Raw genomic sequence first — 23,808 nt, forward strand, 5'->3', positions numbered from 1 at the left:
AGTCACGCAGGCTGGTGCGAGACTACGAGGTGAAAACAAGCCATTCGGAATCGATGATCTACCTGTCCATGAGCAAGAGAATGCTCGCCAGAATCGGCTGATAGATAATTTTAAGACAGCCTCTTAGACGACGAAGTTGGCAATGCCCCCAAATCGTATGCCATGAAAAATTTCACAGGTTTAGTTTTGGTGATGTCAAAAGCTTTACTATGCGTAGTGGGATCAGACCGGTGGATAGAAGGAGATCAATCCAAGGCTCAGGTCATCCATCTAACGATCAACGGAATCAATCGCGTACACGTCGCGTTTCGCAAGAACGCGACTACACGTAAACTCAACAGGCCCCGGCTTGGCGTCTCTGGATGAAATAACAGCCACGCATGCGTTATATGAATTTGAAACACCGCACGCGGATGTTTTTAAAATTCCAACCAACCCATCATCCCATGCCCAGAAACCTCTACTCTCCAAGGCTTTCCGACGATGTGGTCCGCGCGCTTTATCGCGAGGGCCAGCGCCGGCGGGTGCCGATGACTTGTCTGGCGGACGACCTTCTCCGGGAGTCGTTCCGCTCGATCATCCATGAACCACCGGTCCTGCGCGTCTGCGAGGACGAGCCGTCACCGGTTCCCATCCGCGTAGCCGGTGCCGCCTGAGCACCGGATTCGCCCACACAAACCCCAACGACGAAGGCCCGGCACCACGCCGGGCCTTTTCGTTTCCCACCATCGACCTAACCAACAACCAGCCCTCATCATGATCAAACTCATTTCTAACTATTCCAAGCGCCTCGGACTGCCGGGGTTCTCGTCCCACCAGTTTTCCGTTTCCATCGAAACGGAGCTGGTGACCACCGACGACATCCCCGGCGAGACCGCTCGCATCTATCAACTACTCCAGTCCAACGTGGATCAGCAGATTCTATCAACCGGGTTCGTCCCGCCGAAGGACTATGGCTTCGAGCCGTCCGACTCAAACTCGCCTGCCAATCCACCTCAAGCGGATGTTCAGCGCGAACCTGCATGGCGCTGCACTCAGAAGCAACGCGACTTGATCCTGAAAATTGTAGAGGAACACCAACTCGACAAGGACAAGATCGAAGCGCTCGCCATCGAGCGGTTCGGCAAAGGCGTCCGCCACCTCAACAAAGTCGAGGCTTCCGGGCTCATCGACGAACTGCTCGATACCCACGGTGGCGAAAACCGACACGCTGGCGGAAATCACCGTAGTGGTTCGGCTTACGGCCGGGATGACGGAAGGAGGGCGGCATGATCGCCCCCCTTCAAGACGCGCCCTTTGCCACTGGCCTGACACCGTGGACACGGACGCTTCCCGAGCACATTAGTCCCACCGCGGCCAAGGCATATCTCTCATGCTCGCTGATGTTCTATTTCGAGCGGGTCGTCTGCCTCCGGAAGAAAACACCCGTGGCACTCCACCTGGGAAAAGCCGTGCATGCGGCGCTCCAGGCATTCCATCTGGCCCGCTGGCGGGGAGGGGACGATTCGCCGGAAACGATCGCCGCCGTTTTCGAGCAATCCTTCACGGACCTCGAACGCGACGAAGGCCCGGTGAACTACAAGAACGACGCCAAGCGTGAGAAGACGCGGATCGACGGACTTCGCGTGATCGCCGCCTACCTCGACTCCCCGGAGGCGATGAAGGAAAAGCCGCGCGCCGTGGAGGTCATGCTAACGGAGTCCATCCCGGGATTGTCAGTCCCCCTTACCGGAGCCATGGATCTGGTGGAGGGGAACTACACGCCGGTCGATTTCAAATCGGCGTCGTCAAAACCGGACAGGTCGCATGCCGTCTTCGACCACGAGATCCAGCTCGTGAGCTATCAGCTCCTGTTGGAAACGGTGGGTGAAAACCCGCCGTCGCTGGATTTGGTGTTTCTGGTGAAAACCAAGAAGCCCCAGACCATCCGGGTGCGGAGCAAGCCGGCCGACAGGCACCGCAAGCTCCGTGTCATCGCCTTGTTAGATACTGCCGTCGAAGGCATCGCCAGCAACCGCTTCCATCCGCAGCCGGGCATGCATTGCTCGTGGTGCCAGTTCCGGAACGAATGCATGGCGTGGCTGCCGGAAGCCTATCAGGAAAGGAGGGCGGCATGAAATGGCTGCTCCATCTCCTGATCCTGTCGTTGGCACTCGGCCTGTCATCCTGTCAGGAGGATGAAACCTCGCAGAAGGAAACCAGGCTTCAGGCGGAAATCACGCAGCGGGTGGAAATGATCCGCACCGAGATGAAGTCCGACGAAACGCGGTGGCACACCATCCGGGTTGCGTGCTTCTGTCTGCTGGCGGGAGGTTCGCTCATCGGCCTGATGACTGCCGGGGAAAGCCCACGGCGACTGGCAACCGCGCCAACCCGTGGCGAACCCCAACCCGGCCGGCGTGTGATCGACCGGTCATACGACGACCCATATGAGTCCGAAAATGATCCGTATCGCCGCTGAAGTCGCCCTGGTCCTCGGCACCGCGGGCCTGCTCCTCGAACTGGTGCAAAGCAACAGTTGGGCCGTCATCCTCCTTGCGGTGGCGGCTCTCGCATGGCTTCAGGTCCGCCGCCAATAGCAGTGGCTCGATAGCAAAATCCCCATCAACGCCCGCCCGGTCAACCACGACACGGGCGGGCGTTTTTCTTTTCCCGAAACAATCCCCTAACAAAACAACAACCCCGATCCAAACATCATGAACCCCAATCCAAATAACAACCAAACACTTCTCGATGGTATCTGCCGCCGGGGAGTCCTCGTCGCAACCTCCGTCCGATACTGGCGCGGTTGCAAACGTCTCAATCCCGAAGACCTTGGGCTTGATCCCAACCATGTCAGCGACCGTCTTATCCAGCTTGGTCACAAACGCCTCATCCCGCGGGATGCCCTATCAGCCTTCGCGCTGATCGAATCTCGCACCCATGCCGCAGTCGAAAGCTCCAGCTTCCCATTCCTGGGCGGCATCGGACGTTTCGTCCCGAATGCGCGGCTTGGTGATCTCAAGGACCAGCTCGACAAGCTCCAGAGTGAGTTCCGCGAGGCCCTGCTGGATTTTATTGCCGGCTACACCCCTTTGCGTGAAAACGCGATGGGGGAATGGCGTGAGGCGGCCCGCAACCTCAACGGCAGCGCCGAACGTTTGATCGCCACCATCGAGCAATCGTTCCCACCCGCCGGAGACATCGCCAAACGCTTTGGTTTCGAATACCGACTCTTTCAGATCGCCGCGCCCGACAGCGTTCGCTTGGAAGTCGTCGAAGGCGTGGAGCAACTGGAAGTGGCAGAAGACCGACGCCGGATCTCGGACGACGCATCGCGCCGCCTGCAATCCGACCTCGATGGATTCATCCGCGAAAGCGTCGCCTCATTGCGTGAACAAACCGCCCGGCTTGCGGAGGAAGTTCTCGCCACCATCAACGGATCGGAAAACGGAGTCCACCAGCGCACGCTCAACCGTCTAACCACGTTCATCGACAGTTTCCGCAGCCTGAACTTCGCGGGCGACCAACAGTTGGAGGGAACGCTCGAACGTTTCCGCCGCGATCTGCTGGGCCGTAGCGCCGAGGACTACCGTGCTAACAGCGGGGCAATGACCAGCCTGACCGACGGCCTCACCCGCTTGCGCCAGACGGCGGTCCAACTGGCCGCGAGTGATGCCCGCGAGGTGGTCTCCCGCTTCGGTCAGATGGGCGGCCGCAAACTCGCCGCCGTTGGCTGAACCCACCCACCGCAAGCTCCCATGAATACCTGTCAGATTGTTTGCATTATCCTCATCGCCATTCCGTTCATGGTGTCCTGCATCAAGGGCAACCCGGTGGTCGGCGTTGTCGCCGGTTTCGTCTCGCTGCTCCTCATGAGCTACGCGGCGGGGCATGGCGCTTCCATCCCAGAGGTCCTGCTGATCGGCATCTTTATTGCCGGCCTTGGCACCGCCTTCTCGCTCCACGGCAGCTGACGTCCGTTTCCACGCCCGCTCCGGCACCTCACCGGAGCGGGCGTTTTCCTTTCTCCCAACACGCAATATTCCAACACCCGACACGCCGATATTTTCCCAACACGCTCGATTTTTTAAACCACTCCCAAAACCAAACCTCTTCAAGCTACTTCCACCACTCAACACGACAATTCATTACCTGAAACCACCGCGACAAGGGCGGCCTGTTCCAACGGGCCGCCCTTGCCGCATCCATCTCCTAACATTCAAAAATCAGAACCCAAAAATTACCATGAGCCATTTCACCACCATTCAAACCGAAGTCCGCGACCTGGACGCCCTTCAGGACGCCTGCGCCGAACTCGGCCTCAAGATGTATCCGAATTCCCACTGTCGCGGCTATGCCGGAGTGAAACGTATGGCCGAGCACGTCATCGCGCTCAAGGGGCCATACGACATCGCCGTTGATCCCGTCGAAGGAGAACGGTATGGCTTTTCTGCCGACTGGTGGGACGGCCATGTCGCCCGCGAGGTCGGCACCGGCTACAGCCGCCTGCTGCAAGGCTACGGCGTTCACAAGACCCTCCGCGAAGCCCGTTCACGCGGGTTGAGAACCAGCCGCCAAATCCAAGCCGATGGCTCGGTCCTAGTGACGCTGGAAGGAGGCTCGCTATGAGCCGCCAGATCCGCGTCAAGGTTTCACCCACGGGCGAAATTACGGTCGAGGCCTATGGCTTCAAGGGCAGCGGCTGTGAAGCCGCGACCAAGGCAATCGAGGAAGCGCTCGGCACGAAGGTTTCGAGCCGGCGGAAATCCGACTATTGGAGCCGGCCTCTATCCCATCAAAGCCAGCAAACCCTCGGCGGAGGCGATTCATGAAATCGACCCTCCGCTTCACCCCCGGCGGTTCCATCGACTGCCTCTACACCGAAGCGATCGATCTACGTGTGCTCGGACGGCTCCATGTCGTCCGGGCCACGGACATCCGCTTCAACGACACCACGCAGGAGTGGGAAACACACCATGCCGACACCGGCGAAGTCCTGTTTTCCAACAGCTCCCGCGCGGCCTGTCTGCAATGGGAACACGACCACCTCCAACCGCAACCTTTTACCCCTGAAAAACTGAACTCTGAAAACTAACAAACTCCATCCATGCAACAACAACTCACCACCTACCTGCGGGCCGGTTATCCCGGACTCGCCATCATCACCGCCGAGGAAGCGCGGGCCGAGGCTGAAATTACCTCCGTCTGCACCTCCCTTGAAAGACACCTCCATGCTTGGTCCTCCTCCGAAGGACTGATTGATATCAAGGAGGGCCGGGTCACCACCTGTCCCGATCCATTGGATGCCCTCCAGTTGATCGAGCGGTTGTTCGGCCAGGAGAAGATCCGGCACGTCATCGTGATGCGTGACCTCCAGCTCTACCTCGAACCGAGCGACCCGATGCTGGTCCGCCGGTTGAAGGATCTGCTACGGCTCGCGAAACCCGGCGGCCACGCGATGATCCTGCTAGGCTGCCGGCTAAAACTTCCGCCGGAACTCGACCATGAGATCACCGGCGTGGACTTCAGCCTGCCCGCGGCCGAACAACTCGGTGTTGTGCTCGACGGCATCCTCGCCACCAACAAGCTGAAACGGCCTAACGAAGCGATCCGCGAAGGAGCCCTGCAAAGTGCCCTCGGACTCACCACCACCGAAGCCGAAAACGCGTTTGCTCTATCGGTGGTCGAAACCAACGGGATCGACCACAAGGTCGTCGCCCGTGAAAAGGCCCGCACGCTCAAGCGCAACGGACTCGTCGAAGTCATCGAAACCAAACCCTCGCTTGCCGACATCGGCGGGCTCGACCAGCTCAAGGAATGGCTGGAACGCCGGAGCGGCGCATTCAGCACTTCCGCCAAAGCCTACGGACTGCCGGCACCCAAGGGTCTGCTCATCGTCGGAATCCCCGGCACCGGCAAGTCCCTCACGGCAAAGGCAACCGCTTCCGCGTTTGGTCTGCCTTTGCTGCGTCTCGACATGGGACGCGTCTTCGCCGGCATCGTTGGACAAAGCGAAAGCAACCTCCGTTCCGTCATCCAAACAGCGGAGGCCATAGCCCCCTGCGTGCTGTGGATTGATGAAATTGAAAAGGGCCTCTCCGGATCTCAATCCAGTGGTTCTTCCGATGGCGGCACCTCGTCACGCGTCTTCGGTTCGTTCCTCTCCTGGATGCAGGAAAAAGAAAAGCCGGTCTTTGTCGTCGCCACGGCAAATGATGTTAGCAAACTCCCACCCGAGTTCCTGCGCAAGGGACGCTTCGATGAATTGTTCTTTGTGGATCTGCCGGATGCTCTGGAGCGTGCGCAAATCTGGGACATCGTCATCGCCCGCCACGGTCGCAAGCCCGCCGATTTTGATTCCGTTGTCCTCGCCCGCGCCTGCGAGCAGTTCACCGGAGCCGAGATCGACGCCGTGTTCATCGACGCCATGCACGAGGCCTACGCCGACGGCAAGGAACCCGGTAACAAGCACATCGTCGAAGCGATCACCCGCACTGTGCCGTTGGCCAATCTAATGGATGGCCAGATCGCGGCCCTGCGCCACTGGGCAAAGGGCCGCGCCCGCGAAGCCGCCAGCCGCTCCACCCCGGCACGCCGATATTCCGGACGGGTCGCTGAATCCAACTGAGAATTTGTTCCAACAACGTCCTCCCAACCGGAGGGCCATCCCGCCGGCACGACACGCTCAAGCGTCGGCGGGACCAAACACCGGGCCGCCACAGACAGAAGGACTGTCCGTGGCGGCCCATTTCCTTTCCCAGAAACAACAAACCACCAACCCGACACCAAACCATGAATACCGCCCCAGGCATCCAATCCACTTCCCTCCATTTCCGGGAGGGCTCATCCGACAAAGTCTATCAAGCCGCCATCGAACCCAAGGACGACGGTTACATCGTCACCTTCGCCTACGGCCGCCGCGGCAACACACTAACGACCGGCACCAAGACCCCACACATCGTTACGCTCCAACAGGCGCAGGCGATCTATGGCAAGCTGGTCGCTTCGAAAACCTCCAAAGGCTACAAGCCAGATGGCGAGTCGGCGACTCCCTATCAACAAACCGGCAGGGAAGGGGAGGACAGCGGCATACGCTGCCAACTCCTCAATCCCGTTGACGAAAGCGAACTGCAGCGTCTGCTCACCGGCACCAGCCACTGTTTACAGGAAAAGTTCGATGGCCGCCGCCTGATGATCCGCAAGCAGGGCGACACGATTACCGGCATCAACCGCCGGGGGATCGTAGTCGCCATTCCGGAACCCATCCGCCTGGCCGTCTCACTCATTCCTTACGACGTCCTCATCGACGGCGAGGCAGTGGGTGACACACTCCATGCCTTCGACCTGTTGGAGCTGGATGGCCACGACCTCCGCGAACGCCGATACATCGACCGGCATGCGGGACTGCTCGTGACGATTCCCCAAAATCAATCGGCCCTGCGCTGGGTGAGTACCTCCATCGACCCCAATGACAAGGTGGAATCCTACGAAGAATCGCGCCAAACGAATCGTGAAGGCGTCGTCTTCAAGGAGGTGGACGCACCGTATAACCCGGGTCGTCCAAACTCCGGCGGCCCGCAGTTGAAATTCAAGTTCGTCGAGAGCGCCTCGTTCGTCGTTATCGCGATCAACTCCAAGCGCAGCGTCACCCTCGGCCTCTACGACGGCGATGATCTGATCAGTGCCGGCAACGTCACCATCCCGCCGAATCACGAAATTCCCCTTTTGGGGACTGTTGTAGAGGTGCGGTATCTTTACGCCTTTCTGGAAAGCGGCTCGATCTACCAACCGGTTTATCAAGGCAAACGACACGACATCCCGGCGAGCGAATGCGCCACTGATCAGCTCAAATACAAGGTGGAAGCAAAAGCCGCCTGACGTTGTTTAATTCCGGTCATGGAGCAAATCTCCATGACCGGATAACTTCGATTGCCGGCATTGAGCAATGCGCCTTTTTTAGCTATCGAATGTTGAAAGCGATCAAGTGGGATGCACCATCACCCCCCGAACGGACGATGCCGAGAAGTCATTGGGCGCGCCGAATACGGTGTGGAATGTTAAACTGGCAGCAAGAGGATATGGCTATCTCGTTCCTCTACAATGGCCAGGTTGGGCGTCACCGAGGCGAACTGCCTTCTGAAAATACGGGCTCGGTATTATAGTTCGTATCTGATGTTTTTCCCAAACACCGACACCAGCGGCTTCAGCGTCGGCAGTAACTGGGTCGCATGTGCAGATGGGAATAGCCTAAAATGTTCGCCCGCCTTGGAGTCACCCTCCGCCGCACCCCCGGCGACTTGCCTTTTAGTCTTCGGATGGCTCCCGATTATCTACTGTGCAATTCGCCTCGAACACTGACGGAGCCCGCCGCACCGCGCGATTCCAGCGTGGAAGCGGGGTATTGAAACTGCAAATTCTCTATGCCGCCGGACCGCGGTTTGAATTGGCAACGACTTCCAGAATCTTTTTCTTTGTTTCATTGGGCTCTCCCGGAGCATGAAAGATAAAATCTCCGGCGCGGTAATCATTCCAATAACTGTTCATCGTTCGCTTAGGGAGGCGCTTCACCCGCAGATCGGTCATCTCACCCATGATTTGTGCCATCGCGGTCTGCTCGAAATGACACTCATTGATATTGCGTCCCCAGACAGATTCCAGAAAATCGAATGCAACGGAGGTGTTGCGGAGCAGGAAAATGCCAGAGTTGAACCCATTTTGGTCCTCGGTGACGATCAGATCAAACTCTTCATCGCAAAGGCTTCTCACATCAATGGTAGTGTTGGATATTGTGGTATCCGCATCAGTCCAAAATATCCATTCATGATCCTTCAGATGATTTCTGACAGCAATTATCTTGGACCAGCTGATCCAGCGGCCGGGTTCGAGTGTTTCTTCATAGAGGTAAAACGTGAGATTCCATTTACTGCAATAGTCGAGTTTGTCGTTGGCGTGCCGTTCGCACCACTCCTTGATATCAGGGGTATGAAGCGTAACTAGGCCCACTTTTGACCCCTCCCCACGAATGGTTGGATCTTTTGTTAATGGGCGGGGGAGCCACCAGTCCAACCGCAGATCTTCTCTCCCGGGGTGGTTTGCAAAGTCAAGGTCTGGCCTGGGGCATCCGCGTGATGATACTTCCGGCTTAGCCGCCAGTTGATCCTTTCTCAGAAAAAGGCATTCAAGAACCTCCGGCACTTCATTTATCGTCGTCCCATAATTGTTTCCATGCAGGTGTGCGAGATAATATCTTTCCAGCATTCGCTCGACTATTTCAATCCTGGAAAGTCCGTTGCCACAGCTCTCGGGTCCTCGCATCAAATGGTGAAACTCAATAACGATCTGGCTGAATCGGGCGGATATTTCATCGAAGTTTGGGCCAAGAGCATCATATTCCATCCCCTCCACATCCATTTTGAGTGTCAGCGAGGATGAATCCCAATGGCCTGAATCACGGATATCTTCCAAGATCTGAGCGCAAGGTTCCATCCCCCGATTGAGGTCTCCCCAAGCAATTATTTTGAGACCCGCGTCATTGATGGAATCGTTGAATTTTTCGTCATGTCCGTAACTGTATACTGCCTCACTCGCGGCCAGCGAGGGTTCGAATAAAATATACCCTCCGTCCCCCTGATCTCCATAACGTCGGAGAGTCTCCACTTCTAGCGGTTTCAGAAGGGACTTGAGAAGATCGCATCGTGGACGCATTTGCGCATCCGTCAATTCCCTGACCTCATGTCGCCATGAGGTATATCCGGGTTGGTGCCAGTGGTAAGAGGCGAACTCGTGCCTGATCGCACCCCAAGTAAAATATCCGGGCGGATGGATCATGATGTCCATTTCTTGCCAGGATGCCTTATCACGCTCAATCTCTGATGCCCCGCCGCTCGTTCCAAGATAGGCGTGAATCGCCTCGGTCCACAGTTGCGGTCCTGTGTAATAATGCACGAATTCGTCACGGCCCAGATCCACTCCTTGGTCTGCCTCGAAGCGTTCTGCGGCAAGTTCCAGAGCGTTTAGCAGAGCTTGGTGCCCGGCAGGGGCGGAGAAAGCCCATTGGCAAAAATAGGGACTTCCGTTCTCGCAAGCAACGGTGAGGCCATTCCCGCGTGGATCCATCCATTCTGAGAGGGGTTGTTGGCAGGCTGTGTCGATATCGGCGTAAATGCCGCCATGTACGAAAACGACAGCATAACGCCAGAGATCCGCCTTCATGACTCCCAGCGGCAGGCCGTCGAAAAGATCCAGAAACCGAGGCAGATGGTCCACAAAGAGTTCACGGAACTCGCTGTTGTCGCAGAGTCTAAGCTCTAATTCCGGATTCATGCTCCGCCAAGTCTGCCGAAGACCGACGCTTTCCGGAGGCAGGGATGCGGTCGAGAATGCCGTCTGCCAGAGGATTCGCGGGATTTGGTTCATGGGAATAGTTGCGATCTAGGTGAATTTGTTCACAAGAGCTGGATACCGTTGCTTTGGCGCAGGGCGAGATTCACACCGACGCGATTGGATCGGAACAAACCATGACCTACCAATTGTGGTTCCATGTCGTCACTGCAAACGATTGCGGAAACCGGGCTTGAATCGACGGCAGATCCATTTGGCGCATGTTCCATGCGAGATCGACGTTCACTTGGTTGTAGTGGACTCCATCCTGCCATTTCGTGAAATTGATCCAATCGAGTGGATACACCAGATGTTGGTCCAAGGTCCGCAATCCTTGGGGGCGATGTTTGTGAAGTGCCCATTGCAGACGGAAAGGACCGGCGTGACGCTCCACTCCATGTTCCTCGGGCGGAGCGTTCATCGCGTCCGTGGCGACTGTTATCCAGAAGTCCACTCCGGGTTCCGAGGCCATGAATGCGTTCGGAATCCTGTAGTAGCAATTATCCTCGGAGAGTTGCCCCACCACGATTGATGCCCCGTAAAGCAGCGGTGTCATTTCTCGCAAGGAAATGAAATCCAGATCGACGTAAATGCCGCCAAAACGGTGCATGTAGAGAAACCGGCAGAAGTCGGCCTTTTTGATTCCAACGTCCAGAGAATCGTAAAAATCGAGAAAGTCCGGATATTCTGTCCTCACCAGCTCCCTGTTGTCGTGGTCGGTCCACAATCTGTAAGACCATTCCGGATGGTTTGTTTTCCATGACGACTGCCACTCCGCCGGATAAATCTCGAATGGGATGTCTTCATTTTTCCAGGATTGATGGATTATTCTTGGTATTTCCATATTTCGAAACGGGGCAGCGGATGTTATATCCCACTTCGATGATAGGATTTGATAGAGAAGGCAAGGAGATTTTCGAAACAGGATCGCAGTGACGCCGAGCGTTTCTGGAAAAGACGAATCCGATGATTTTTTCTGGCAATATCGAATTTATCCTGCTAGGTCCATGGCGGTTCATGGCACGGGGTTGAGAAATTATTTCGAAAGTATTTTTGTCATCAGTCTTCCGGACAGGAAGGATCGTCGTTCCAGATTGGTGCCTGAAATGGAACGCTCGGATCCGGCCTCCCCCACGGCGATCTCCCCCGGGTAAGCGCGGTATCTGGAGACCTGGGTCTCCCCCGCGTGTTGCAAAGCGGGCAAAGGTGCGCGAGGTTGCCTTCAATTCCACATCCGTGTGACTCAGGGGGCGATAGATTATTTGGATTCCTCTCCGGTTTTGGAGGACGACGTGACCTTTCTCTGACAACATCCTGATCGATTTGCCAATGTTCTCGATAGAATTTCACCTTGGGTGACTGCTGGATCCTGGGAGAGTGAAAGGCTGGTGATGAGTCGTGAATGCGCGCAACCTATGGCGCACCCATGCTTTCGCAGTCGGCCACACCACTTGCGAGCCTTTTCCGACACATCGGCCACCACTTCCCTGATCGTTCCCACAAAGCTCGGCATGTCGATCTTCGTTGGGCTTGGCTCACGAAAAGTGATTTTTCTGAGGCTCAAGTTCCGGTGTGGTGACTGGCAGGCCAGAGGGAAGGAAAGAGTGACATTTTCAGAAGTCCCCACCCGGAAACGGGCGGAATTATTCAGGCCTCGCCGAATATTTGAGGCTGTGAGAGCCCTCGCGACGACGTTTCGATCACAAAGATGGCTGGCATTAACTCTTTTGGCTGGATAAGTGGATTGCTGGAAGTTAGAAGCCGATGAAGCCATGTTACTAAAGAGTATCTTTGAACGAGTTTTCGTGATCAACCTCCCTTACAAGGAGGACAGGAAAATCAGACTTTCCAGGCATCTTGAAGAAATGGGGCTGGCTGCTCCGGGAGACATTACGTGGGTGAGGGCCATATCCGGGGAGATGTGCCCGCCTCCAGCATATTTCAAGGCTGGAGGCGGGGCGTGGGGATGTCTGCAATCTCATTTGCGGATTGTTCAGGATGCCACAATGGACAAACTGGAAAACTACCTTGTCCTTGAGGATGATGTTGTTTTCCACGAGCAGTCAGGACATATTCTTGAACGGTTTTGGAAGGAAGTTCCCGAGGATTGGGGACAAATCTACCTCGGCGGCCAGTATCTCAGGGATCCTGAACCCGTTGACGGTGCTCCGTTGGTGTTTCGGTGCCGCAATGTCAACCGGACCCACGCTTTCGCCCTGCGGCGGGATGCCTTTCGTTCGTTCCAGCAGCATATTTCCCACGCACCGGATTACATCAGCAATGGAGCCTGGCATATCGACCATCAGTTGGGAATGGCGCACGAAAGAGGCGACTGGAATGTTTATACCCCTGCTTGGTGGATTGCCGGTCAGGAGGAAGGAGCCAGCGATATTTCGGGAAGAGTCAATCCTAGAAATTGGTGGAACTACAAGGGGTTTGGCAGCAAGCTTCCTTTCATTTTTCTGGATGTGGACAGCCTCGCCGAATCTTCGCGCGAGGATTTGAAACGTTACCTGCATTGTGGCTATAATCTCAAGGAACAGGGCTGGGAGGACATCGGTTTGGATCAGTGCGTCGGGCAACCGGGATTGTTGCGCGATTGGCTTGGAATGATTGCCGGAGAGGCGTTGGAGTGTTGGAAGTTGCCGGCCATCATGCATGCGGGGATTTCGCATGGAGAGGTGGCCGATTTGTGGGGAGGAGGAGTGTTGCGGATAGGAGACGCCGATTTGGCGCAACTCGCGAAATATCCCGACAACCGTCTTTTTCCTCATCCGCTGAATTCGGAAGAGGATGATACCCGTTATTTCGGGCAGGACACCTCGGCTGCCTGATTTGGAAAGGTCAGGTGAAAGATCCGGCGGCGCTGCTAGGTTGCGGTGCCTGCCGCGCGTCCGTCCTCGTTTCCGGAGATGCGGACTGCCGGTAAAACAATGGGGAGCAGCAGCCGGTGACCTGTTGGAATGTGTTGGGTCGGCCTGTTGGGTCGGAATATATCATCCCGGCGGATGAAACCTCTCGACATGGAGTTAGAATTTTGGTTGGTCTGCTGGAATTGGCGGAAGCAGTTTTTCGCGCAACAGATCTAACCCCTCCCAAACGCCATGAGTTCGTTGTCATCAGGTTCTTCTTCTTCCTCCAGTTCCAGCTCGGGAGTTCCAGGGGGGCCTGGAGGGCCGGGAGATCCGGGTAGTTCTGGAGATCCGGGAAGTTCTGGAGGTCCGGGAAGTTCTGGGGGGCCGGGAAGTTCTGGGGGGCCGGGTAGTTCCGGCGGTCCGGGAAGTTCTGGGAGTCCGGGAAGTTCTGGAGGATCGGGTTCCAGTTCCAGCAGCTCGTCCTCCAGCTCAAGCAGCTCGTCCTCCAGCTCAAGCAGCTCGTCCTCGAGTTCGGTGGTACCCAAACCTCCGCCCACGTTTTGCCCGGACTGCCCGCCGTGCCAGGGGGGTAAATATGCAGTATCGCCTGGGAGCGGAAGCAGTTCTGGCAATCCGACGGGCGGCGGAGGAGGCGGTGGTTCGGGCGGAAGTGCCGGAATAGCGTCGTTAGGCGGAGGTTCCGCGGGAAGTTCCACCAGTGGCGGGGTGGGCGGCGGCAGTGCTCCGGGAAGTGCGGAGATGTCTCCCTTCAACGGGGAGCCGATGGTGATTCTGCCGGGGATCAACTCCAACGTGAGGAACCAGCCTTTCGACACGTCGCTGTGCTATTCGAAGAAGCCGTTGTTCCACTCGGCATTCGGCGGCCACTGGACGTGTCCCGCCTTGGGGAATCTTGAAATCTCCCCCAGCGGGGAACTGGTGACGACGAGAGCCACCGCCTATGAGCCCAGATATTTCAATCCTGCTGAGGGCTCTCCCGGTGAATACAAACCGCTTTATTACACGAGGGACACGCTGGTGAATCCGGGTGGCAGTTCCCTCTACTACGACCTTTTCAGTCCCGACGGTTCGACCAAACGGTATGACATCAACGGCGGGTTCATGCATTCCCTCAACGCTGCGGGCGTGCCGGTGAATGTGGTGAGGAATGCGGATGGGAAAGTCACCAACGTCACCATCGGCGTACAGGAGCCGGTGGGTGGGGTATCGGTATATCCGGGTGAATACGTGTTTGGATGGGACGATGATTTTACTTTCGTCACCAGTATTGTTTTTCTGGTGAAAGGCAAGGCGGTGCTTTCTACGGCTTACGAATATTGGTTGGGAGAGCTCAAGCAGGTTTCGAGCTATGAGAATACCGGCGAAGGGGAACCGGCATGGCAACTCCTTTCCCGGTTGTTCGTCACTTACCATGGCGAGGAACTGGGCGTTCCCACAGAGGGGAAAATCCGGCATTACGTGGCACCGGACCAGTATCTCCAGATGGTGAACAACAACATCCTTGATCCGGCTCACGCGGATCCAGGGGTGATCAATTCCTACGCCACGGCGGAGTTCGAATATCACGACGACGCGGAAAAGCGGGTCTCCAGAATGTACACCTGGGGACGACGGTATGGTTACAGTTACGGATATGAATTTAGAATTCCGACCCTGCCGGCACCCGGAGGCGTCAACTTCAACGAATGGACGCAAAAGACGGTCGCCGTCCAGCCGGACGGCGGAGTAATGACCTACTACTGCAACCGGATCGGGCAGATGATGCTTCAGATGGCTCATGATCCCGTCACCGAATCGACCTGGTTCCCTCTCTATCAAAAGTTCGACGAAACGAATGGCCGGATCATCCAGTCCACATCCGGGACAGGGGTGCTCGGGGTCGATGAAGCCAATCCCTATCTTGTCGTCCTAGGCTCCGAAGGAATGTTCAAGGTCTTCGGATATTATCCGATAGGTCTGCTTCAGTCGATATCCATCAAAAAGGGCGATGGCGGATCGCCGAATCTGTTGGAAATGCATACCTACAAAAAGCATGAGGTCACGGGGATCGGCTCCGTTTACCAGCCCGAGACCGAAACCATTTACAATGATTTCGGCGGGAGCATCACCACCTTCGAGAATTTTTGGACTTCCGACACCTCCTTCAGGCTTACGCAGAGGATCACCCATCCGCCCAAGGTGGGTGAGGATGAGAACGGCCGCAATGCCGAGGTGACGATGGTGGAGAACTACGACTTGGACGGAAACCTCTCCAGCTACGTGGACGAGCGCGGCACCGTGAGTGTCTTTACCTACGATCCTTATTGGGGAACGATGATCAGCAGGATTGTTGACAAGGGAACGGGCAAACTCAACGTGCGGACGGATTACGAGATCGACTCATGCGGACGGGTCATTTTAACGCTGGGACCGGCTCACGAAATCGATCTCGGCGGCGGTGACGCGACGGCGATCCGCTCGGCCTCGTGGACGTATTACAACGGTGCGGACGGTCGCTGGGAATTCAGCGGTTACCGGACCGTCGATGGCGAGACGGATCAAATCGTCGGACCGGTCACGATCCGGCAGTTGAACATCGCTCCTCCTTCAGGGTATGACGGCTACCGGCAGGACACGGAGATCCAAGCCGATTGCGAGATGGAGGGGATTCCGACGCCTTCTACGACTTTTGACCGGGACGGTTGGGTCCGTTGGAACATCAGCCTTTATGATAAGTCGTCGCAGCTCGTGAAGAGCTGGAATTATTTCAAAATCCCCAGCTCGGGTTACGGCGCTCAGTCGGTGGACTATGGCGAAAAGAATTTTGCCTACGATGCGGCCGGGCGCCTCGCGCAAACCGTCTGCGCCGGTGGCACGATCGACAAAACGAGCTTTAATGTGATGGGCTGGCCCGTGAAGGAGGAACTGGGGGCTTACAGCAGTGCCGTTCCTCCGGTGGCCATGCTTTCGGTCACGCGTGTCAATGCGTATGATGCGAGCGGCAATCTCACGAAGAGGACCCTGCCGGTGAGCAGCTCGGTGAGTTCAGACCGCGTCACGATCTACCTCTACGACTGGCGGAACCGCCTGGAGTCCGAACGGACATTGGTTGAAAGGGACGGCGGTGGCAATTGGACGCTCATCACGAATTATGGGTATGACAATCTCGACCAGATTCTCTCCGTTTTGGGCTATCGCAACACCGTGACCACCGGCAACCTTACGTCGGATGTGAGATTCCGTTACGACGTGCTGGGTCGCAGATACCGGACGACTGTGTATGGAGTGAGTGCCACGGGAGTTACTTCCAATCCACAAATATCCAATGTCTATTACGGAGCAGGCGGCCAGGTGGCCCGCAACGCGCCTTCCGGCAGTAAATTGTTCACCGCCACGACCCATGACGCGCTTGGACGACCGCGGATGGTCTATCAGGCCTATGAGCCGGCGGGTTACGTTCCCGGCTCGGATCCGGCCAGCGTGGCCGACGCCATCGTGATGGAGCAGGCGAAGTCGGATTGGGATGATGCAAGCAATCTGCTCAGCACCACCGGCAGCCAGCGGTATGACACCTCGGATGACGAGGGAGCCTTGACCACCTCAAACGCACGGGTCAGCTACGTCGCCTACTATGCCGATGCCCTCGGCCGGAATGTGGCCGCGGCCGATTACGGGACTAACGGCGGAGACGTTTGGGAGCGCGATGAAACCATTCCCGACCGCTCCGCCACCGTGCTGGTGTCTTCGACCGTTTATGATGGCGCGGGCAATCCGATGGATGCCATCGATCCGATGGCGATCATCACCCGCCGGACCTACGACAAGGCCGACCGGCTGGTGGGGTTGGTGGAAAACCTCGCGGGGATCACCGACAAGCGGACCACAGCGTATGAATATACCGACGACGGCTGGTTGAAAAAACTCAGGAGCCACAACGCCGTCACCGGCGAGCAGGTCACCGAGTGGATCTACGGCGCTTTCATTTCGAACGGATCCACGGTCAACAGCATGCGGCTGGTCTATCAGAAAGTTTATCCCGGCAGCACCGGACTTCCGGACTGCGTCACCTATCGCTACAACCGCCAGTTGCAGGTCACCGCCATGACCGACCAGGCCGGGACCGCCCACGCCTACACCTACGACAAGCTCGGCCGTCTTCTCGCCGACAGCGTCACCTTCCCGGCGGCGACCTTCCTCGACACCACCATCGGGAAACTCTCCACCGGATACAATGAGCGGGGACTCGTCATCCGCTCCAGCAGCCACAACCCCGCGGGAGACATCGTCAACGAGGTGCGGCGGCTTTACAATCCGTTCAACCAGTTGATCACCGAATACCAAGAGCACGCGGGCTCCGCGAACGTCTCCAGTCCTTCGGTCAAATACAGTTACGAACCCGGCACCGCGAACACCGTGCGCCCCACCGGCATCACCTATCCGGACACCACCACAAACACGGTCATCACCACCGCCTACAGCGGCACGCGGGCGGATGCCATCAGCCGTCCGGATCAGGTCAAGGAAGGAAGCGGCGTCCTCGCCAGCTACCGCTACCTAGGCCTCGGCACCGTGGTGGAGCTGAAATACGACGCGGCGGCGGGTGCCCGGCTAACCATGCAAAACGGTTCCACCGGCGACGCGGGCGACGCCTACACCGGTCTCGACCGCTTCGGCCGTCTCGTGGAGACGATTTGGAAAACCGTTACCGGCATCACCACCAGCGAACTCGTCCACACGAAATATGGACGAAACGCATCCGGTGGAGTAGTGTGGCAGAACAACGTGAAAGCCCACGAACTATCGGTTGCCACCCAGGACAACCTCTACCGGTATGATGGATTGCAGCAGGTCCATGGCCACGAGCGCGGCAACCTTACGCTGTCAAGTAGTCCACCGTACAGCAGCATCACCAGCATGCAGCAGCAGGAGGACTTTACCTTCGACGAAACCGGCAACTGGAAGAAATACCAGAGCCACCTGCCGGTTCTTGATCAGGACCGGATGCACAATGTGGCCAACCAAATCACCGGCATCGACGGTCCGCTGGGTGCCGCACAACCCGCCTACGATCCGGTCGGCAACATGAGTACGATGCCCGATACGGAAAACTGGACTAAGGACGCCGCTCTCACTTGGGACGCCTGGAACCGCTTGGTGAGGGTGCGCTACGGCCCCGTCATCCCGCCCGGTTCGTCGAGTTCCTCCTCTTCCAGCAGTTCCTCCTCGTCGGGTGGATCGGGTTCATCGAGCGGATCGGGTTCGTCGCTCTCCTCATCGAGTTCGCTGTCGCCAAGCTCGTCTTCCGGAAGTTCCGCCTCATCCTCGGGCTCTCCATCCTCGGGTCTCCCTTCTTCAAGTTCCCCCTCCTCGGACTCCCTATCATCGGGTTCGTCCTCGGGCTCTCCGTCATCCTCAAGCTCCGCACCCTCAGGCTTCGAAGTGGAATACGTGTATGATTCGCTCAGCCGCCGGATCCGGAAGGAAACCAACGGCGGGGACGTTCAGGACAGCTACTACGACCGCCAGTGGCGGGCCATCGAGGAACGGGCCGCCGCCGGTGGCGCGGTGAGGGCCCAATACACTTGGAGTATGATCGATCGTTGGATGTTGATTCGGCGTAAGCGTATGGTTACGGGCTCACCCGACGACAACCTCTTCGTCCTCAGAGACTACTTTGATACTACAGCGATTATTAATGCCGACGGCGAGGTGGTCGAACGCTACGGTTATGACGCCTTCGGCTCCGCGAACATCATGGCCCCGTCGTTCGGCGAAAGACTGTCGAGCACCCAGAGCTGGAACTTCCTGTTCCACTCCGAGTTCCTCGATACCGAAACCGGACTGTATAACTATGGTTACCGCTACTATCACCCGGACCTTGGAAGGTGGCTTAGTAGGGATCCCATCGGAGAAAAAGGCGGTCTGAATTTGTATGAGTTCGTGCACAACAACAGCGTCAACCTGTCAGATTTTCTTGGGCTATTTGACGACGCGGTACATGCTGGGGATTGTTCGGTGCGAATATATGCTGGGCATGGGCATGCTGGACTTACGAAGAAAATAGTCCCAAAGAAACCGACCGAAGTCCCATCAAAATTAACTGGAACAGAATGCAGCGCATCAACTGTGATTGCCTGCAACGCGGGATATTTTGCAGATGTTCAGAGGCCGTTGCTGAACGACGATGGTAGCGCATTCGGAATGCCCACTAATGACTTGGGAATTGAAGAAATGTGTAAGTATATCGAGGATGCTCTTCGAGTCGCTAAGAATGATGCATTTAATAGGCTCTGCAAAAAAGGATGCTGCACAAAGATTGCCATAAACATTATGTGTGGATTCAGTAACAAGGGGGACACTGGCTGGGCCGCGCAGGAATGTAAAATTTGTAAGGGTGGATACTCTGGGTATATTGTTTTTTGTCATGGCCGTGACCCAAAATCTGCAGCAAAACAAAATAGTGGTCCGCTTTACGATATTGATGATCCAATGCGGAATTGGTAGCATAGCTCTCAATAAGTCCTTTTTATGAAAAAAAGCAGATGCCTCACGACTATTTTCATATTGTCACTCTTGCCTATTTTTTTTATTTTTTTCATCAATGCCGCTTTTGTGGATCTGGAAAAACTTGTTTTTCATAGCAACTTTACAACAACTGGGTTCGTGTCGTCATATGTGATGCTATTAGATCTTAAAGTTGCATTTATTTATGTCATGATTGCCATTGCGTTGCGATGGGTCTTGTTTCGGAATAGGTGGTTAGCCGCATACGCAGGAATTATTCTAATTATTTTAATATCAACCTTGCTATGGTTTTTAAGAATGTTAGTGTATGTTACTCCAGGAGGATCACTGGATTACTACTTCAGATGATAAATGTGGCAACCAACAGCAGTGAACCTGAACCCCACAAGCCAACCAAGGGCATTGGCCGTGCCAACCCACAAAAAAACGAAACAGGAACGGCTTCTCGACGGTTGAACGCCCTTGGACTGATGATGAATGAAGCTTTTCAGAACATCCGCAAGGGGTGGCCTCGTTTCCAGTTTTCTCCACTCCTCACTTTGCCACTTCACGGGAAAACCTCGCCTACTCAAACACCCCAACGCCGTGCCCGCCTCCGAGCGCTGTCCCGGTCAACCATTGAACATCCTGTTGTCTGCCATTTCGGATATTGAAAAGAATTCGGTAAGGAATGCGACACGCTCCTGCGATGTCGCTTGGAATGTTTCCAACTTCGGGTTCTTTCGGCAAGTTGTAAAATAGGTGGGCGCTAGGGACTCCATCGGGGTATCAATACCAAGAAGGAAACTTGCATGCCCACGAACTGGAATGACGATTTGGAAAACCGATTTAACCGAACTCGTCCACGCGAAATATCCACACCAAAGATGACAAATGAGCGATTCTTAATACTTGGACGGCGAGGAGATGGTGCGATTCTAAGGTTGCAAGAAGTGTTCTTTCCGCTCGGGTCAGTGGAGGTTATTGTGGACGAACCTGGGGATGGGGGGATTTGGTATTCTGATGAAGAGGTTGCAGGATTTGGAGGACTCATGGGCGATTCCTCTCCGTTGCCTCCACTTACCGCTTGGTCTAGGGCGCTGTATCACCTTTCGAAAACTTTGGCTGAAAATGAATCGGTTTGGTTGGTTGAGGATGATGTGGCAGGCAACCAGTCATATTTCAGGGCTCTCGTCACTGAAACCGCTGCTTCTGATCCCGATCTTGCTGCTTTCGAGATTCGTTCCAAGGAGGAAGATCAATCGTGGTATCACTGGAAAGATGGCGACTTTGGATTCGAACAACCTTGGCGGGCATTCGCTCCTTTGTGCCGTATGAGCCGACATTTGATCCAGGCCATTTTGGAGTATCGACGGAAAAATCATAAATTTGTTTTCCATGAAGTTCTCTTTGCGTCCTTGGTGATTCAGCATGGCATGAGATGGCTGGACTGGGATAGGGAAACAGGGTTTCAACGACTTTTGGGAGCTTATCGCTACCGTCCCGTAGTAGACACAGTCCAACAGGGGATCAATCATCCGGTCAAAGACGCGGTTATCCATGCGGAAATCTGTGCTCTGGGGGCTGCCCCTTCACCTTTGAACTCATAGTTAACAGAGGGAGGATTTTGGCGGGTCTATGAAAAGGGATTCGTCCGCTTGAAAATCTCACGGTTCCCCAACAGACCGAAATCGCCAAAGGACGGAAGCGTCGCAATGCTCATTTGGCTTGGGAAACAGACGCTCGGTCAGACGGACAAGCAGGATGTCATGGAGGATTCGACGGTGATTCATAAGGTTGCGCATCCTCTGGTTCTGGCGTTTTTGGAGCGAAAGCGGCGTTTGTCCCTCCGTCAATTGTCTCAAAAGTAGCGAGGGCTTTAGCGTCGGTGCCGTCATAATTGAATTCAATCGAAATGGTCGGACCGAATATAAATCCCAAGGGACCCTCGGCGAGTTTCACATCAGTAAATCCCTGAGCCCGATATTCCGAATTCTCAATAGTGGCGTGCCGGCACAGTAACGGCAGAAACAAGACGGAGTGGAGCATTGGGAACAGACAGTGGTCCGTTGCTCGCTACGGTGGATGGAGCGTTGTTGTGTAAAACATGTCGGCTGCACCCTCTATTTTCGCGACCCCAAGGCAAGTGGGAGATGAAAGGGACCTGAGAAGGGATGCCGGCTCAGGATTTGGTTTCGTCCTCGTGGTCATCTCACGAGGGCGGACGACTTTCTCATGACCTAGTGATGGGTGTTGAATCATTCGTTTTCCCCCTTCCATTCGAGTATCTCTGCGGCTCGCTCCGGAGTGAGTTCGAAATTGTCGGTGTCGGATTTGTTCGCAAAATCAGCGAGATCCCTCATGATTTCGAAGTAATCGCCTGAAGATTGCGGAATGTTGAAGGGCGGCGGATTGCGCCACTGGTTGTATGAATCTGTATCGCTCATTTCAGTATTTAGGTACCGGGTCCAAGATGTCAAATGGCCGTCTTTTCGCGCTGGTTCGGTTGAGGGCATTCCTGCTTTTTAGCAGGTCCTTTGGCCTCCGGTAACGGGCGCAGAAATGTCGGGACGCGTTTACTCGCTGCGGCAATTTTGAATGTTCCAGGCTCATCCTTCAGGGGAGTGCTGGTCTTCCTGTCGGATGTAAACCCTAAAAACGAATCTCGGAGACCCCTGGTCCGTCTGCCGTATTTCTGACCGCTCAGAGGTGGTGAGCGCATGACTCCGCAACGGAAAAGCAGATCCTGTAAATCGTGACCGGCATTGGCGGCCATGGAACGCTGCCGGTGGGTTCCAAGGATTGCCATTCCCCGCGGCGTGGTGGTCCTATCTGATCTCCGTGGGAGTCTTTGCCCTCGCCGCCTGCCATGGGCTTCAGTTCTCGCCCGCCTGTCCGACAACCGAGTAGTGGATGGATTGTGCGATATCATCGCCATGGTTTCAATCCGCGCCCCCCGTGAGGGAGGCGACGCGGCCAGCGTGCAACGCGCCAGCGGCAGTGTGTGTTTCAATCCGCGCCCCCCGTGAGGGAGGCGACGCAACGATACATCGACGGTATTCACTCTTTCGAGGTTTCAATCCGCGCCCCCCGTGAGGGAGGCGACCGGTCTAACGATTCGCGAGGTGATCGACAAACAGTTTCAATCCGCGCCCCCCGTGAGGGAGGCGACTGAAGATGAACAATTCGAGGATTTCGTTTGGAAAGTTTCAATCCGCGCCCCCCGTGAGGGAGGCGACTGATGCTGGTCGATTCGTAGTCATTCTTTGGCAGGTTTCAATCCGCGCCCCCCGTGAGGGAGGCGACCAGCTCGCGTTTCCAATAGAGCCCTTCCTCGGCGTTTCAATCCGCGCCCCCCGTGAGGGAGGCGACCCGCGAACTGATCACCAAGCCTGTGACTTCCGGAGTTTCAATCCGCGCCCCCCGTGAGGGAGGCGACGCGGTGAAAAAGGCGGCGGGTGAGGCGGGAATTGTGTTTCAATCCGCGCCCCCCGTGAGGGAGGCGACCGCTCAACCCGGCAGAGAGAATTGCCATGACGAAGTTTCAATCCGCGCCCCCCGTGAGGGAGGCGACCGAATGCCGTGTCGATCAGTACCCCACTGCAAGTGTTTCAATCCGCGCCCCCCGTGAGGGAGGCGACATGTGACGTGTGACAATCTGCTCAACAAGGTGGTGTTTCAATCCGCGCCCCCCGTGAGGGAGGCGACTCTCGGTGATTTCGTTTTGCCTCCTCTCATTGGCGTTTCAATCCGCGCCCCCCGTGAGGGAGGCGACAAACGGAAACGGCGATGCGCGAGGCATTCCACAAGTTTCAATCCGCGCCCCCCGTGAGGGAGGCGACTGGTGCCGCTCGTTTGGCGCATTCTTTCTCAAATGTTTCAATCCGCGCCCCCCGTGAGGGAGGCGACTTGAGTCCTCGGACCGCCCAACTGAAAAAGCAAATGTTTCAATCCGCGCCCCCCGTGAGGGAGGCGACGTTGATGCGGAGGACCACACCGAAAAACATCGATGTTTCAATCCGCGCCCCCCGTGAGGGAGGCGACAAGCGGATCGTCACCACAACCACCGCACTCGCAGTTTCAATCC

General features: G+C 56.2%; 19 protein-coding genes and 1 CRISPR repeat array. Of the genes, 15 read left to right on the forward strand and 4 right to left on the reverse strand.

All coding sequences use genetic code 11. The annotated features are described in order from the left end of the window. The first annotated feature begins 446 nt into the window (after positions 1-446). From ABIQ96_RS05200 to ABIQ96_RS05255, 12 genes are all read left to right on the forward strand, one after another. Positions 447-656, forward strand: coding sequence for a hypothetical protein (locus ABIQ96_RS05200; protein WP_348213495.1), 210 nt, complete (start codon positions 447-449; stop codon positions 654-656). A gap of 100 nt (positions 657-756) precedes the next feature. Beyond that, on the forward strand, positions 757-1,272 hold the full coding sequence (locus ABIQ96_RS05205) for a hypothetical protein (protein WP_348213496.1): 516 nt from the start codon (positions 757-759) through the stop codon (positions 1,270-1,272). Beyond that, entirely contained in the window at positions 1,269-2,117 is an 849-nt protein-coding gene (locus ABIQ96_RS05210; protein WP_348213497.1) for a PD-(D/E)XK nuclease family protein, read from the forward strand. Before ABIQ96_RS05205 ends, ABIQ96_RS05210 begins: the two co-directional genes overlap by 4 nt. Continuing rightward, positions 2,114-2,461, forward strand: a complete 348-nt coding sequence (locus ABIQ96_RS05215) for a hypothetical protein (RefSeq protein ID WP_348213498.1) — start codon at positions 2,114-2,116, stop codon at positions 2,459-2,461. Before ABIQ96_RS05210 ends, ABIQ96_RS05215 begins: the two co-directional genes overlap by 4 nt. Beyond that, positions 2,442-2,579 carry a hypothetical protein gene (locus ABIQ96_RS05220; protein ID WP_348213499.1) on the forward strand — a complete coding sequence of 46 codons (138 nt, stop codon included), beginning with the start codon at positions 2,442-2,444 and terminating at the stop codon, positions 2,577-2,579. Before ABIQ96_RS05215 ends, ABIQ96_RS05220 begins: the two co-directional genes overlap by 20 nt. A 117-nt stretch (positions 2,580-2,696) precedes the next feature. After that, the gene (locus ABIQ96_RS05225) at positions 2,697-3,719 is read left to right on the forward strand and encodes a DUF3150 domain-containing protein (RefSeq protein ID WP_348213500.1); all 1,023 of its coding nucleotides are present in this window, start codon (positions 2,697-2,699) and stop codon (positions 3,717-3,719) included. Between the two features lie 21 nt (positions 3,720-3,740). Then, complete coding sequence (locus tag ABIQ96_RS05230) at positions 3,741-3,956, forward strand: hypothetical protein (RefSeq protein WP_348213501.1); 216 nt, start codon at positions 3,741-3,743, stop codon at positions 3,954-3,956. 271 nt (positions 3,957-4,227) lie between these two features. Then, entirely contained in the window at positions 4,228-4,611 is a 384-nt protein-coding gene (locus ABIQ96_RS05235) for a DUF1257 domain-containing protein (protein ID WP_348213502.1), read from the forward strand. Beyond that, complete coding sequence (locus ABIQ96_RS05240) at positions 4,608-4,814, forward strand: DUF2997 domain-containing protein (protein ID WP_348213503.1); 207 nt, start codon at positions 4,608-4,610, stop codon at positions 4,812-4,814. The genes ABIQ96_RS05235 and ABIQ96_RS05240 overlap by 4 nt, the downstream gene beginning before the upstream one ends. After that, the gene (locus ABIQ96_RS05245; protein ID WP_348213504.1) at positions 4,811-5,077 is read left to right on the forward strand and encodes a hypothetical protein; all 267 of its coding nucleotides are present in this window, start codon (positions 4,811-4,813) and stop codon (positions 5,075-5,077) included. The genes ABIQ96_RS05240 and ABIQ96_RS05245 overlap by 4 nt, the downstream gene beginning before the upstream one ends. Before the next feature lie 12 nt (positions 5,078-5,089). Beyond that, on the forward strand, positions 5,090-6,610 hold the full coding sequence (locus tag ABIQ96_RS05250) for an AAA family ATPase (RefSeq protein WP_348213505.1): 1,521 nt from the start codon (positions 5,090-5,092) through the stop codon (positions 6,608-6,610). Positions 6,611-6,774: 164 nt separating this feature from the next. Next, a complete protein-coding gene (locus ABIQ96_RS05255) occupies positions 6,775-7,860 on the forward strand; it encodes a WGR domain-containing protein (protein ID WP_348213506.1) in 1,086 nt (361 codons plus the stop codon). A gap of 540 nt (positions 7,861-8,400) precedes the next feature. On the opposite strand, the gene ABIQ96_RS05260 is transcribed toward ABIQ96_RS05255, so the two are convergent. Both ABIQ96_RS05260 and ABIQ96_RS05265 read right to left on the reverse strand, forming a co-directional pair. Beyond that, positions 8,401-10,398, reverse strand: coding sequence for a glycosyltransferase (locus ABIQ96_RS05260; protein ID WP_348213507.1), 1,998 nt, complete (start codon positions 10,396-10,398; stop codon positions 8,401-8,403). A 106-nt stretch (positions 10,399-10,504) separates the two neighbouring features. Continuing rightward, positions 10,505-11,206 (reverse strand): glycosyltransferase, encoded by a 702-nt coding sequence (locus ABIQ96_RS05265; RefSeq protein WP_348213508.1) that lies wholly within the window; start codon positions 11,204-11,206, stop codon positions 10,505-10,507. Between the two features lie 895 nt (positions 11,207-12,101). On the opposite strand from ABIQ96_RS05265, the gene ABIQ96_RS05270 reads away from it, so the two are divergent. Beyond that, complete coding sequence (locus ABIQ96_RS05270) at positions 12,102-13,196, forward strand: glycosyltransferase family 25 protein (protein WP_348213509.1); 1,095 nt, start codon at positions 12,102-12,104, stop codon at positions 13,194-13,196. 251 nt (positions 13,197-13,447) lie between these two features. Here the strand turns inward: ABIQ96_RS05270 and ABIQ96_RS05275 are convergent, their stop codons facing one another. Beyond that, positions 13,448-14,053: a hypothetical protein gene (locus ABIQ96_RS05275; protein ID WP_348213510.1), complete on the reverse strand. Its 606-nt coding sequence runs from the start codon at positions 14,051-14,053 to the stop codon at positions 13,448-13,450. Here ABIQ96_RS05275 and ABIQ96_RS05280 point away from each other — a divergent pair. Further along, positions 14,031-19,721 carry an RHS repeat-associated core domain-containing protein gene (locus tag ABIQ96_RS05280; protein ID WP_348213511.1) on the forward strand — a complete coding sequence of 1,897 codons (5,691 nt, stop codon included), beginning with the start codon at positions 14,031-14,033 and terminating at the stop codon, positions 19,719-19,721. The genes ABIQ96_RS05275 and ABIQ96_RS05280 overlap by 23 nt on opposite strands. 812 nt (positions 19,722-20,533) lie before the next feature. Continuing rightward, positions 20,534-21,331, forward strand: a complete 798-nt coding sequence (locus ABIQ96_RS05285) for a hypothetical protein (RefSeq protein ID WP_348213512.1) — start codon at positions 20,534-20,536, stop codon at positions 21,329-21,331. A gap of 648 nt (positions 21,332-21,979) precedes the next feature. On the opposite strand, the gene ABIQ96_RS05290 is transcribed toward ABIQ96_RS05285, so the two are convergent. Further along, positions 21,980-22,168 carry a hypothetical protein gene (locus ABIQ96_RS05290; protein ID WP_348213513.1) on the reverse strand — a complete coding sequence of 63 codons (189 nt, stop codon included), beginning with the start codon at positions 22,166-22,168 and terminating at the stop codon, positions 21,980-21,982. Between the two features lie 492 nt (positions 22,169-22,660). Then, positions 22,661-23,765: a CRISPR direct-repeat array (repeat unit 33 nt; unit sequence GTTTCAATCCGCGCCCCCCGTGAGGGAGGCGAC). The last annotated feature ends 43 nt before the right edge of the window (positions 23,766-23,808 follow it).

This window comes from Luteolibacter sp. (assembly GCF_039920825.1).
GTDB lineage: Bacteria > Verrucomicrobiota > Verrucomicrobiia > Verrucomicrobiales > Akkermansiaceae > Luteolibacter.

Bases quoted from the DNA above. Each gene is read 5' to 3' on its own strand.
- ABIQ96_RS05285 (WP_348213512.1), top strand. From the start codon at position 20,534: ATGCCCACGAACTGGAATGACGATTTGGAAAACCGATTTAACCGAACT.
- ABIQ96_RS05230 (WP_348213501.1), top strand. From the start codon at position 3,741: ATGAATACCTGTCAGATTGTTTGCATTATCCTCATCGCCATTCCGTTC.
- ABIQ96_RS05235 (WP_348213502.1), top strand. From the start codon at position 4,228: ATGAGCCATTTCACCACCATTCAAACCGAAGTCCGCGACCTGGACGCC.
- ABIQ96_RS05220 (WP_348213499.1), top strand. From the start codon at position 2,442: ATGATCCGTATCGCCGCTGAAGTCGCCCTGGTCCTCGGCACCGCGGGC.
- ABIQ96_RS05245 (WP_348213504.1), top strand. From the start codon at position 4,811: ATGAAATCGACCCTCCGCTTCACCCCCGGCGGTTCCATCGACTGCCTC.
- ABIQ96_RS05290 (WP_348213513.1), bottom strand. From the start codon at position 22,168: ATGAGCGATACAGATTCATACAACCAGTGGCGCAATCCGCCGCCCTTC.
- ABIQ96_RS05265 (WP_348213508.1), bottom strand. From the start codon at position 11,206: ATGGAAATACCAAGAATAATCCATCAATCCTGGAAAAATGAAGACATC.
- ABIQ96_RS05250 (WP_348213505.1), top strand. From the start codon at position 5,090: ATGCAACAACAACTCACCACCTACCTGCGGGCCGGTTATCCCGGACTC.
- ABIQ96_RS05255 (WP_348213506.1), top strand. From the start codon at position 6,775: ATGAATACCGCCCCAGGCATCCAATCCACTTCCCTCCATTTCCGGGAG.
- ABIQ96_RS05205 (WP_348213496.1), top strand. From the start codon at position 757: ATGATCAAACTCATTTCTAACTATTCCAAGCGCCTCGGACTGCCGGGG.
- ABIQ96_RS05260 (WP_348213507.1), bottom strand. From the start codon at position 10,398: ATGAACCAAATCCCGCGAATCCTCTGGCAGACGGCATTCTCGACCGCA.
- ABIQ96_RS05215 (WP_348213498.1), top strand. From the start codon at position 2,114: ATGAAATGGCTGCTCCATCTCCTGATCCTGTCGTTGGCACTCGGCCTG.
- ABIQ96_RS05210 (WP_348213497.1), top strand. From the start codon at position 1,269: ATGATCGCCCCCCTTCAAGACGCGCCCTTTGCCACTGGCCTGACACCG.
- ABIQ96_RS05240 (WP_348213503.1), top strand. From the start codon at position 4,608: ATGAGCCGCCAGATCCGCGTCAAGGTTTCACCCACGGGCGAAATTACG.
- ABIQ96_RS05225 (WP_348213500.1), top strand. From the start codon at position 2,697: ATGAACCCCAATCCAAATAACAACCAAACACTTCTCGATGGTATCTGC.
- ABIQ96_RS05200 (WP_348213495.1), top strand. From the start codon at position 447: ATGCCCAGAAACCTCTACTCTCCAAGGCTTTCCGACGATGTGGTCCGC.